General features: G+C 48.6%; 12 protein-coding genes. 3 read left to right on the top strand and 9 right to left on the bottom strand.

The genetic code is table 11. From position 1 onward, the window contains the following. Positions 1–440: 440 nt before the first annotated feature. From Q0340_RS05055 to Q0340_RS05040, 4 genes are all read right to left on the bottom strand, one after another. Entirely contained in the window at positions 441–602 is a 162-nt protein-coding gene (locus tag Q0340_RS05055) for a hypothetical protein (protein WP_298082432.1), read from the bottom strand. A gap of 510 nt (positions 603–1,112) precedes the next feature. Next, positions 1,113–1,346: a hypothetical protein gene (locus Q0340_RS05050; RefSeq protein ID WP_298082431.1), complete on the bottom strand. Its 234-nt coding sequence runs from the start codon at positions 1,344–1,346 to the stop codon at positions 1,113–1,115. A gap of 174 nt (positions 1,347–1,520) precedes the next feature. Next, positions 1,521–2,657: a glycerate kinase gene (locus Q0340_RS05045; RefSeq protein ID WP_298082430.1), complete on the bottom strand. Its 1,137-nt coding sequence runs from the start codon at positions 2,655–2,657 to the stop codon at positions 1,521–1,523. Between the two features lie 299 nt (positions 2,658–2,956). Continuing rightward, entirely contained in the window at positions 2,957–4,333 is a 1,377-nt protein-coding gene (locus Q0340_RS05040) for a GntP family permease (RefSeq protein ID WP_298082429.1), read from the bottom strand. Positions 4,334–4,457: 124 nt separating this feature from the next. Here Q0340_RS05040 and Q0340_RS05035 point away from each other — a divergent pair, with 124 nt between their 5' ends. After that, on the top strand, positions 4,458–4,592 hold the full coding sequence (locus Q0340_RS05035; RefSeq protein ID WP_298082428.1) for a hypothetical protein: 135 nt from the start codon (positions 4,458–4,460) through the stop codon (positions 4,590–4,592). 614 nt (positions 4,593–5,206) lie between these two features. Here Q0340_RS05035 and Q0340_RS05030 read toward each other — a convergent pair. From Q0340_RS05030 to bamD, 5 genes are all read right to left on the bottom strand, one after another. Further along, positions 5,207–5,629: a Sua5/YciO/YrdC/YwlC family protein gene (locus Q0340_RS05030; protein ID WP_298082427.1), complete on the bottom strand. Its 423-nt coding sequence runs from the start codon at positions 5,627–5,629 to the stop codon at positions 5,207–5,209. Positions 5,630–5,642: 13 nt separating this feature from the next. Next, entirely contained in the window at positions 5,643–6,542 is a 900-nt protein-coding gene (locus Q0340_RS05025) for a DMT family transporter (protein ID WP_298082426.1), read from the bottom strand. A 288-nt stretch (positions 6,543–6,830) separates the two neighbouring features. Beyond that, on the bottom strand, positions 6,831–7,466 hold the full coding sequence (locus Q0340_RS05020; protein ID WP_298082425.1) for a GyrI-like domain-containing protein: 636 nt from the start codon (positions 7,464–7,466) through the stop codon (positions 6,831–6,833). 363 nt (positions 7,467–7,829) lie between these two features. Then, the gene (gene lon / locus Q0340_RS05015; protein ID WP_298082424.1) at positions 7,830–10,337 is read right to left on the bottom strand and encodes an endopeptidase La; all 2,508 of its coding nucleotides are present in this window, start codon (positions 10,335–10,337) and stop codon (positions 7,830–7,832) included. Positions 10,338–10,345: 8 nt separating this feature from the next. Beyond that, positions 10,346–10,993, bottom strand: a complete 648-nt coding sequence (gene bamD / locus Q0340_RS05010) for an outer membrane protein assembly factor BamD (RefSeq protein WP_298082423.1) — start codon at positions 10,991–10,993, stop codon at positions 10,346–10,348. 252 nt (positions 10,994–11,245) lie between these two features. On the opposite strand from bamD, the gene Q0340_RS05005 reads away from it, so the two are divergent. Beyond that, on the top strand, positions 11,246–12,001 hold the full coding sequence (locus Q0340_RS05005) for a type II secretion system protein (RefSeq protein WP_298082422.1): 756 nt from the start codon (positions 11,246–11,248) through the stop codon (positions 11,999–12,001). 12 nt (positions 12,002–12,013) lie between these two features. Further along, positions 12,014–12,225: prepilin-type N-terminal cleavage/methylation domain-containing protein (locus Q0340_RS05000; protein WP_298082421.1), on the top strand; the 212-nt coding region annotated here is incomplete at its 3' end.

Raw genomic sequence — 12,225 nt, 5'->3', positions numbered from 1 at the left:
GCACTCCGCGTATGCCGGCTAGGCGGGATCACGTGATTTTAATTTGCTCGGGCGGGTGCGGCAGCGAGCGCTCGTGGAGCCTTTTTGCTTTCGCGGTTTTGATCTTTGCGGCGATAAATTTTGCGCCCGCCCGCGGTTTTACAACCTTGCTTCGGGCGAATTTTATGAGCGCTTGCAGTCGCGTGGATGCGCCCGAAGCGTCGCGCGCTTTAAATTTTAAAATTTAGCCTAGACGCGCGAATTCGATGCTTTAAACTCTAAAATCAATAAATTTTGCCCGCGCCTGCGCATCTTTTGCGTTCTAAAAGCAATAAATTTAGCGCGCCCGCACTGTCGCCGTAGATGCGCTAAGCGCGAAGGTTTTCTGCATTCGCCGCTTAGAATTTTAAGATTTGATTTTAGCTTGACGACCTGATCGGTACGTGCCCGTGCTGAAAATTTTAAAATGGAGCTTTATAAAATTTTGCGGCGCCGACCGAAAATGAAATTTCATAAATTTTTATCGTAAAACACAGCGCGATCGGAGCAAATTTAAACGCAAGCCCAGCTCTGTCGTAGCGGCGTACGGAGACCGCATCCGCACTAAATTTAGCGATAAGCAAATCCGCGATCCCAATAATACGAATTTACGCAGACACGGCCCGTTCCTCATCAAAGCGTCATCGGAAAGCTGAGGAGCTTTGCGAGCGAGCGGAGTAATGCGTCGCCGTCATCTTTGCAAGAAGCGCGATCTTGCGATTAAGCGGCCTTTTTTTGCCTCAAAATGGACATATCGCGGGCTAAAATTCGAAACGGAATTTCATAGGGCGGATCGCTGCTTTTAAATTTACGTTGCAAATTCCATAGGCTACGAATACGGCATAAATTTTAAAATTCTGTCTGTTTTAATCACGCCTTGAGGTATGTATTGCGAGGGTACGCGAGCCGCTTGATTGGAAATGAGTTTTAGATCGCGCCTTGCGTATATAACGCGCGGCAAAATAAATTTTTGCGCCGTAAAATTTCACGCCGCTACGTCACCGCCGAGCCGCCCGCTGTCTTAACTCTCATCCGATCACTTCGTATCTTCAAATGCGCTAGAATTTCAGCAAAGCTACGTTTTAATGCAAAATTTATCTACTTACCGCGGTCTGCGGCGGATGAAATTCTGCTTCCCGTCGTAAACTGCGCGCGGTATTTGCTCGCCGCGCATGCGCGTCATAGCCCGTATCCTTGCCGCAAGCCGCCGTTTTACCAACGTCCATCGTTGTGGCTCTCGCCTGCTTCTTCGCGTATATTTTTATGCCTTGTAAGCTGCGCATCACCGCATCTGCGTCAAGATTGCGCCGTGCCTTTAAAGCGCACAAATCTATCCTGTATAAAATTTCGCTTCTTCGCCATGCTCGCCTCCTGCCGCACTTTGTCGTGCTTGTCTGTTGCGAGCAGTCGCCGCCTTATTTAGCGACCGCACCTGCCGCGCATACACACTGCACTCTCTGCAAGCTTTAGCGCCCGTGTCTTGAAATTTCAGTCCAAAATCCCTATTTGGCGCTGCGCCCTAGCAGAAACAATCTCACCGCTTGTTCGGCGACGCGGGCTAAATTTTGTGTCGCGGTCTCTTTTTCCATCGCGCGCTCAAGGCTCATCGGTTCGTTTAGGATGCAAAAAAATGCGCCTATACCCCGCTCATTACAGCCGCCGGCACAGGGCGAGATGCCGCCTGCCAGCGCGATTACGGGCACGCCGTAGGAAGCGGCAATCTTTGCGACACCGCAGGGGGTTTTGCCCATCGAGCTTTGAAAATCGAGTCTTCCTTCGCCTGTGATGACGAGCTCGGCGTCTTTCATATCGCGATCCAGTCCGATCTCTTCGGTGATGATGTCGATGCCCGGCTTAAGCGTCGCGTTTAGAAAGCTCACAAAGCCAAAGCCTAGCCCGCCGGCAGCTCCTGCTCCGGGGCTATTCCAAAGCTCGCGTCCGAGGTGCTTGCTTACGACGCTTGCAAAATTTATAAGTCCTGCATCGAGCTGCTTTACCATCGCTGCATCCGCGCCCTTTTGCGGAGCGTAAATATATGCCGCGCCGTTTTCGCCAAAGAGCGGATTATCCACATCGCAGGCAATAAGAAACTCACACTCTTTAAGATGCGGCAGCACCGAAGTGCAATCTATCGTGGCGAGTTTAATCAGATCCTCGCCCGCTCCCGCAAGCTCTGTGCCATTTGCATCTTTAAATTTAAAACCGAGCGCGCGTAGCATCCCCATGCCCGCATCATTCGTAGCACTTCCACCGATACCGATGATAAACTTTCGCGCGCCGTGTGCGATCGCATGCGCTATCATCTCGCCAAAGCCATAAGTGCTCGTTTTTAGCGGGTTACGGCGCGATTTTTCGATGAGTGGCAGACCTGATGCGGACGCCATTTCTAAGATGCCTAGCTCGCCTTTTAAGGCGTAGCGCGCGGGCGTTTTTTCGCCTAAAGGGTTTGCTACGATAACGTCCATGAACTTAGCTTTTAGCGCGTCGGCAAGGGCTTCAACGCTTCCTTCGCCGCCATCTGCGATAGGTTTGATGAGCACCTCGCAGCCTAGCTTTTCGATGCCTGATTTTACGGCGTTGCCCGCCTCAAGCGAGCTAAGAGAGCCTTTAAACGAATCGATCACAACCAAAACTTTCATAAAATTCCTTTCAGACGGGGCTTGCGCGGATATTGCGAAAGCCGCTTTTTAATTTGGTATTTTAATAAATTTAGCCCTAAATTTAGCTTTGAAGAGTTTACGCGTCGCTGTATTGGGAAATGAGGAAAATTTTAAACCGCCGCCGTTTTAAACGGCAAGGCGCGCTCGCGCGATAGAATTTAAGCGGCGAGGGCAGAGCGCTTGGGGCTGTGTAAATTTAGAGCAAAAAAGCCGACCCGCCCCGCGCAGTAAAATTTAAAGCGCGACGGCGGGCTTTTATTGCCCTAAATTTAGAGCCGCTAGATCAAAAACAGCGACAAAATCCACACGCTGATCATACCCGTAATGCCCATAATTAGGGTTAGCATGGTCTGTGTGCGGTAGCCTTGCTGCGGGTTCATCTTGCTGAAATTCGTAACGACCCAGAAGTAGCTATCGTTAGCGTGCGAAACGGTCATTGCGCCCGCTGCGATCGCCATTACGACGAGCGCGCCGGACATTTCGGAGGTGAAGCCCAGTACCTGCATCAGCGAGCCGTCCGCGTTAAATGCGCCCATGATCGAAGCGGTGGTGATGATCGCCACGGTGGAGCTTCCTTGCGCGCTTTTTAGGATAGCCGAGATTAAAAACGGAAAGAAAATCCCCGCGGCCTTAATCGCGGTCGCATTGTCCTTGATATATGTTACGAAACCCGCTTCGGTGATGACCTTGCCCAGCACTCCGCCCGCTGCGGTGATGAAGAGGATCGGACCTACGATCTTTAAGGATTCGTTTGTGATCTCGTTAAATTCGCCTAATTTGCCGGTTTGTACGAGCAAAAATACCGCAAAAACTACGCCCAAGGCTAGCGCAATGATAGGATTTCCTAAAAATTGCGAAATTTCGCCTGCAAATCCGCCTACTTTTAGGATCTTGGCGACGGAGCCCAGCGCCATAAATAGGATCGGCACCAAAATAGGGGCTAAGCTTAAAAATCCGCCTGGCAATTTGCCGTATTGTTTAAGCAGATCGTCGTAGCTTTTTGCGATGACTTCATTCGCTTCAGCCTCGCTTATATGGACATTTTTAGCGACTTTTTTTGAAAAAAAGTATGTAGCGATCAGCACCGGCAAGGACACTACCGCGCCCATTGCGATTACGAGCAGTAGATTGCCGCCTAGACCCACGGCGCCTGCTGCGGCGATCGGTCCGGGAGTCGGCGGGATGAATACGTGCGAGGCATAAAGTCCGCCCGAGAGCGCTACTGCAAGAGCGACCGGATTTTCGCCGATTTTTTTGCTGATCGCTTCTCGGATCGGGTTTAAAACGACGAAGCCGCTGTCGCAAAATACGGGGATACCTACGATCCAGCCCATTATGAGCATCGCAAGCTCGGGGCGCTTTTGCCCGACTACGTTTACGACCATATCGGCGAGTTTGAGCGCCGCGCCCGTCTTTTCGAGCACGGTGCCGATGAGCGCGCCGAAGATTATGACGATACCGATACTCTTAAACGTGCCGCTGAATCCGTCGCCGATAATCGCGGGGATCTTGGCTAGCGGTATGCCCGCGACGATCGCGAGCGCCAGGGAGATAAGCATTAGCGCCAAAAATGGGTGAACGCCTGCTTTGGAGATCAAAAAAATCATCACGACGACCGCTATGGCGAAGCAGATGATTAACGCAACACCGCTCATAAAAGCTCCTTGAATGGATTTAATTTGCTCGCAAGCGGTTTAAGCTAAGCCGTTTGCGCTTCAAATTTAATGCGGTAATTTTAGCGAAATTTTAATATAAAGCAAGAAAGGCGGCGTTAAATTCATGAAAATTTATGTTTTATACGGGAATGATGGACTAGTCGGCGGAGTTTATCGGTTGGAATTTATCGGTTGGAATTTATCGGTTGGAATTTATCGGTTGGAATTTATCGGTGCCGCGCGGCGAGAGGCGGTTTAAATTTTAAAATTTGCAGCGTTTGGCTTGACACACGTTGCGCGGCGGCGGAAATTTTATCGCGGATCTGCCGTCGTGGCGCAGTAATGGGAGGGCGTGCGCTTGTACTTTGCACATAGGTTTAGCAGCTAAAGGGCGTGAGCTACGTGGGCGACTTTGCGGCGCTTGCTGCGGTAGCGGTGGAGATAGGGCAGTAGTGGCGGAAGTGGCGGTGAGGCAGCGGTGGCGGGACTTTTGATATACAATCAGCGATGATAGAATTTTGATCGCAAACTGCTTGCAGCAGCCGCGATAAAATTTTGATTGAGTATCTGACGATAGAATTTCATTCAAAAGCTAGCAATAGCGAAATTTTACGGCTCCGAAAACGGCAGGAATTTTACTATTTGAAAGCAATGTGGGGGATTATAGCTTTTTATACGATTTTTCTGCGAGTCTGCCGTGATCTTTTCGCAATTGTTTAAAATTCCAGACGGTATTTGCGCGGTCTATATATGACGAAATTTTACGGTTCGTGAAATTTATAAGAGCCATTTAAATTTACACAGTCGCTTAAATTTATAAACTAGCATCTCTTTTTGAGCGCTCTTTGCGCGCGTAAATTTTAATCGGCAGCTCTATCTAATCCGCAAAATTTTAGTTTTTGAAATTTTATATATTTTCGAGCTTGCGTTTTGGCTGAAATTTTGATCCACGACCTGATCCGCCGCCCCTTTCGCCCAGGTTTCGTCGAAGTTTTGTCCGTTTAAATTTGCGCTGCTGGAGTAAAGCCAGTCAAATTGCCTCAAAAACTCCTCGTGAGCGCACCCTTTTACGACGCGCACGGCCTTGGCGTTTGGGTATAAAAACGTTGTCTTTCTCGCGCGACGCACTAAATTTTTAAATTTAGCGGGCACGCGAGCGAGATTTTTTAGCTCGCTAAGCTTTGCCGTCGTTATGAGGCAGGGTTTGTCCGCCGCTCGGCGTTTTAGCGCGTTTATCTCGCGAAAATCCTTGCTCAAAAATCCCGCCGTCGTATCGGTCTGCGCCAAATAGATCATCTCTCCTCCAAATTTACGCCTTTTTCCTATCTTTAGCCAGCAAAAATATGCACGAGATTATGAGTGTAAAGCCCGCAAAATCAAGAAACACGAACTCCGTACCCAGCCAAAAATAGGCAAACGCCGCCGCACTTACCGGCTCGATGCACGCGATCATGCTCGCCCTGCTTGCGCCTATTATCTTTAGCCCCGTCATGTAAAAGCTAAACGCGCATATCGTGCCTAAAATCACCACCGCGGCAAGCGCCGCAAAGCCCTGCGCGTCGCTCACGCCGCCTAGCTGCCAAACCCGCGTGTAAAGCGCGAGCGCGCCGCCGCCGATGACCATGCCCCAGCCTAAATTTAGCGCAATGGGGTATTTTTGATTTAGTTTCGTTGGGATGAGGCTGTAAACCACGACGCCAAGCGCGCTAATCAGGCACCAAACCAGCGCCTCTGCGCTGATAACAAGCGAGCCCAGATCGCCGTGAGTGGCGAGTAACACGACGCCGAGCACCGCTAAAATAAGCGCGATGAGCTCGACCTTTTTAGGCGCGCGCCGCTGTAAAAAGCAAACGACGGCGAGGATGAGCGCGGGGGCGGAGTACTGGATCACGGTCGCGACGGCGGCGTTTGAGAGCTCGATGCCGCAAAAGTACGAATACTGCGTCATCATAAGCCCAAAAAATGCGTAGATGAGCAGCTGTGGCAACAGCGCGCGATCTTTTAACGGTGCAAAGGCTAGGCGCGGCGAGCGAATGACATAATACGCTACCATCGCAAGCCCGGCGAGGCCTAGGCGGTAGGGCACGAGCCAGTCGGCGCTGACGCCCTTTTGCGTGAACAGATACTGCCCGCAAACCCCGCTAAAGCCCCATAATACGCCGCCAAGAAGCGTGATGAAAACGCCGAAAAATTCGCTCTGAGATCTCATTTGCCGCCTTAAATTTAAAGCCAAAGTATATAATCTTATGCTTAAGCTGGGGTTAAATTTGGGGTTCTGCGGAGTTTGTTGGGCAATGTTTGCAACTAGTAGAATTTTGTAAATTTTAAAATTTGAAACAAATAAAGAGATGATAAAATTTATGAGGCTACGTAAAAATGAAATAAATTCTAAATTTAGCTTAACGTTCTTGATTTATGGAATAAATTTTGACATTTACGATATGCTAAAGCTTATAGTGTATTGCTTTTATATAAGTCGAATTTGGCTAAAAAACGGCTAAATTTTTCTAATTGGCAGTCTAATTATCGTTTTGCATTTTTGCGGCGCGGTTTTTCTGGGGTCGCTTAGGTAGATTTCGTGATGCGTCCTTTGCTCGCCAAAGTCCTTTGCATAGCCGTTTGCGGCGATAAACTCGTCTATTTTAGCAACGCTTCTGGGCTCGTCGTCAAAGCTACCTATGTGTAAAATTTGCGCGCAAAGCCCCTCATCTATCCTCAAAAACTCCGCTGCGCCGCAGTCTAGCTTTTTTTTCCAAGCAGCCTGCTGCACTGCCCAGTCGAAATTTTCTCGCGTGATAAAATCAGGCAGTCTAATCGCGCTAATCCAGCTAAAATCGCTCTTTCTAGCGTAGTCTGCAGCGCCGCAAGCCGAGCCGCTCTGTCGCCAAAACCCCTCTAGGGGTGGTACGACGTACTCAAAAAAGCCATCGATCTTATAATCGGTTTTGTAACTCATTTTTAGCGCGTAGCTCACGGCGTAAAGCACCTCTATCGCGCACTGATACGCGCCGCCTGATTCGTTCGGGTCGCCTTCGCCGCGGATGCAGACGAAATTTGCAGGCGAGACGGTTAAAATTTGCGGGACCTGTTTTGGCGCGTAAAGCTGTCTAAACTCTTTTTTAAAATCAAACATTTTATTCCTTTTGTGAGGTAAATTTCATAAAATTTTGCGCTAGAAGCGAAGCTGAAATTTTAAATGGTTGTAAAATTTTACAGCATTACGTGATCGCGCGTATGCGAAATTCTACGAAATTTTACGTTCATCGTAACTACTGCGAGAAATTTTGCCGCAAGCGCGTCAATGCGTCGCTACGCAATAAAATTTCACGCCACCCTCAAACAGGATATGAAATTTACTGCAAGTATTTGAAAAATTTTAATACATGCAGATAGATTTTATGCAGGCAAAATTTCACACGGGCGAAATTTCACGCCGCTATAAATATTTTAAAATTCCGCCGAAGCGCGCGGCTAAATTTAAAACGGCGCTTTAAATTTAAACGAGCGCCAGCTTCAGCACCTCTTCGATCCGATCTACCGGCGTTATTTTCAGATCGTTTTTGACCTCGTCAGGGATCTCTGCTAGGTCGCGCTCGTAGTTTTTGCGCGGGATCAAAACCTCGGCGATTTTGGCTTTGTGCGCGGCGATGAGCTTCTCCTTAAGCCCGCCGATCGGCAGCACCTTGCCGCTTAGCGTGATCTCGCCCGTCATCGCAAGATCTGCGCGCACCTTGCGCTCGCTTAAAATCGACGCGATCGCCGTGCTCATCGTGATACCCGCACTCGGTCCGTCCTTCGGCGTCGCGCCCTCGGGCACGTGTATGTGAAGGTCGAATTTGTTATAAATCTGCTCTGAGCTTTCGGAATTCTCCTCTGCGCCTAAATTTCGCGCCGCCGAGCTTTTAGACGCGCCGCCATTTGCGCGCAATGCGGAGCTTTTACCGCCGCGCGGGGCTTTTGCCGCGCCCGCCTTCGCGTCTTGAGCCGCTTTGAGCTTGCCCTCGTCGATAAGCACCTTTACGACGCTAAAGGCGATCTGCGCGGATTCTTTCATCACGTCGCCAAGCTGGCCCGTGATCGTCATCGCACCCTTGCCTTTGATCTTGACCGCTTCGATCTTGAGCACGTCGCCGCCTACCGCAGTCCACGCAAGCCCGTTTACGATGCCGATTTGATCGCACTTTTCGACTTCGTCGATCTCGAAAACCTTTTTATTTAGAAATTCGCTTAAATTTTTCGTCGTTACGACGATTTTTTTAAACTCTTTGTCCTTTAAAATTTTAACCGCGACCTTACGGAAGATCGCTGCGATCTGGCGGCGCAGGTTTCGCACGCCGCTTTCGCGCGTGTACTCTTCGATGATCTCGGAAAGGGCGGCGGGGTTGATCGCTACGTCGGCGGATTTGAGCCCGTGGCGCTGCAGCTCCTGAGGGATCAGATAGTCCTTAGCGATCTGAAATTTCTCCTGCGGCGTGTATGAGCTAAGCTCGATAAACTCCATCCTATCGCGCAGCGGCGCAGGTATGAGAGATACGTCGTTCGCCGTAGCGATAAAGATGATCTTACTAAGATCGATGTTAAAATTTAGATAGTAATCCCTAAAGCTCGAGTTTTGCTCGGGGTCTAAAATTTCAAGCAGAACCGCCGTCGGATCGCCCTTGTATGAGCTTGAAATTTTATCGATCTCATCAAGCACGATGACGGGGTTCATCTGATTTGCCTCGATGAGGCCTTGCACGATACGCCCAGGCATCGCGCCGATGTAGGTGCGGCGGTGTCCGCGCAGCTCGTTTACGTCCTCAAGCCCGCCCAAAGCGATACGGATAAGTTTGCGCTTAAGCGCGGTCGCGATAGAGTTTGCAAGACTCGTCTTGCCTACGCCGGGAGGGCCGTAAAAGCACAGGATTGCGCCGCCGTTTTTGCCGTCCTCTTTGCTCTTTTTGCCGCTTGTGCCGCGAAGCTCCAAAAGCTGCTTTAGCGCGAAATACTCCTCGATGCGCGCCTTGGGCTTTTTCAGGGAGTGGTGGTCTTTGTTTAGCTGCGCGGTGACGCCCTCGATAGACATCTTGTGCTTAGCAGTCTTTTCAAAAGGCACCTCCAAAACCCAGTCCAGATAGCTCTGCACTAGCCCCGCATCGGCGCTGTCCGGATGGAGGCGGGCAAATTTATCGATCTGCTTTTTGATCTCTTTGTAGGCATCCTCGCCCAAATAGGGCTTTTTGGCTTCCAGCTTTTTGCGGTATTCCTCGATCTCGACGTCGCGATCGGCGTCGCCGCCGAGCTCCTTTTGGATCTGTTTGAGCTGCTCTTTTAAAAAATACTCCTTGTTCGTCTTGTCGATCTTGGAATGAACCTTGCTTTTGATCTCCTTTTCGAGCCTCTGCGCTTCGATCTCGTCGGAGATGTAGTTGATGAGGTTGAAAAGGCGCTTTTGCAAATTGCTCTCGGTAAAAAACGAGTAGGCTACCTGCTTTTTTAGACGCAGTGCGCTTAAAATCAGATCGCAAACGCGCGCGGCGTCAGTGCCGTCGTCGATGGTCTTTAGCAGATCGTTCGGGAAAAAATGCGTAAGAGTGCTAAGCGTCTTGGTTTTTTCCTTTAGCACGCTTACCAGCGCGTCTAATTTCTGATCGTTGCCGCGCTCGTCGTGGATGATATCGACGGTAGCGACCAGCGGATCTTGCGAAATTTCTTTTACGATTTTGCCTTTTAGCGCGCCTTGGAATAAAATTTTAACCCGACCGTCGGGAAGCGGCACGGTTCTCATCACGGAGCCCACGACACCTGCGTTATAGATACCGCCAAAGCTTCTATCGCCGCTAAATTCCGACTTTGAGCTTACGACCATTATCATAGATTCATTTTTGGCGGCTAGATCGAGGGCTTTTTTGTTATGCTCGTCGCCGATGAAAAGGGGCGCTATCATAAATGGATATAAAAATAGCTCGTCCTCGACGATGATAGGCAGATCGCTAGGGAAGGTTGTATTTTGCATCAGTTGCATCGCTCCTCCTACTCAAAAATCGCGCGGTACCAAGGCGAGCGCGGTTTGATGATGTCGGTGCCGTTTAACGGGGACTCTTCGATGCGTTGCTCGTAAATTTTAGCAGAACTTTCGCGGTCGGTGCGCTGGTAAAGGTCTTTGATGTCGATATTTAGCTGATGCTCGGCAAGCCTAAGCTTTGTTAGCATCGTCTCAAGTAGCGGACGATACTCGCTCTGTGGATATTCAGCTATAAATTTTCGAATTTCGTCGATGCTGTTTAGCATTAGCTTTTGGTTGCGATTTGGGCGACTAAAGGAATCGAAATTTGCTCTAATTTTTAGAAATCTTGCGTATTCGATCTTTTGCGTCGTGCCGTAGAGGCGGATATATTCGTCTAGGTATTTGTTTGCTTTCTCGTAGTTTTCATCCTCCACAAAAGCCCACGCCATAATGAGTGTCATCTCCTCAAGCAGCGGAGAGGCGATGTGTTCGCTAGAAAAGCTAGTGTAGTGCTTCTCGGCATCCTCCATGCTGGCGTTATTGATATCTTCTAAAATTTTAGAATACCATGCCTCAGGGCTTAGATTAAAAAGCTCGCCGTCGCCCTTGCCGCTGCAGCCGCCGATAAACGCGATAAATAGGAGAGCGGATAGAATTTTACTTAGATTTGTCATAAAAAATCCTTGGAATTTATTTAGCTCGTAATTTTATAGTCTTTGAGTAAATGCAAGCTTAAATTCTGCGTTCAAATTTAAAAATGGAATTTCTTTAAAATTTTTGTACGTTCGGGCTTAAAAATCTTTGTAAACCAAAAAAATTTACGCGATAAATTCTAAATTTAAGTTTAACAATAGTATAATTAGCGCCGATAACGCAGAGTAAGTTTGCGTTTCCGTAATTTCAAAATTTTAAAGAAAGGATGTAAGATGAAAAAAGGTTTTACTCTAATCGAGCTGATCTTTACTATCGTGATTTTGGCGATTACGACGATGGCAATCCCTCGTATCGTCGCGCAAACCACCGAGCTAAATGCCCTTGCGATCAAAGAGGAGCTTGTATATAACGCTAAAGCTTTTATGTCTCGTATATCTAAAGCGCAGTGGGATAGCGCATACGCAGCAGATGCTAGCTGCGGAGGTGATGCAAGCTGCATGAAGAGAATTCTAACGGTAAATCCGTCGATGAAATCGGATAATAGCACTTTGGAAGCTAGGCCAGGAATTTTAAATGAGGCTAGTAAGCGCGAGGTCAGTGCTCAAGCTCCGGCTACAAAAAGGCAATTTGGCAGGGGTAACAATGCAATTTCTTTTGGAGGTGGTCGATATAATGATATCGACGATTTCGACCGGTTCACGACGGATATAACAGTCGGTAATTTGGTGGGTTCTAGTAGCAAGGGTGATTTTATCCTTAATACTAGGATTAATGTCGATGTGGATTATGTAACAGAGCCTTTTAGTGCGGCGGAGTATGCTACTGGTACTGATATAAGAGGTGTTCTTAGAGATCTACCTAACGACGAGTCCGCCGCCCCTACTAATATAAAGATGGTTAGGGTTGCTGCTACGGATCTAAACGACGCCGTAGCTAAAGATGGTACTGCCAAATCAGTTGTTTTAAAAGCATTTTTATCTAATATCGGCGTCGGCGTTCAGACAACCGTCACTAGACTACATAACTAATAGGAGCGCGAGATGAAAAGAGGCTTTACCCTTATAGAGCTTGTGTTTGTTATCGTAGTGCTAGGTATCATCTCGATGTTTGGCGCTGATCTATACACTAAGATCTATAAATCTTACGTGCATGTGCGGGCAGTAAATCAGCTGGAAGCTAGAACGCAAAATGCGATGATGCTAATAACAAATCGCTTGGAAGATAGAATAAAAAGCTCTACTATAGGCAGAGA

The sequence above is a fragment of the uncultured Campylobacter sp. genome, assembly GCF_938045595.1.
GTDB lineage: Bacteria > Campylobacterota > Campylobacteria > Campylobacterales > Campylobacteraceae > Campylobacter_B.
Note: the sequence above shows the minus strand (reverse complement) of the source record. Positions and strands in the feature narration are given on the sequence as shown.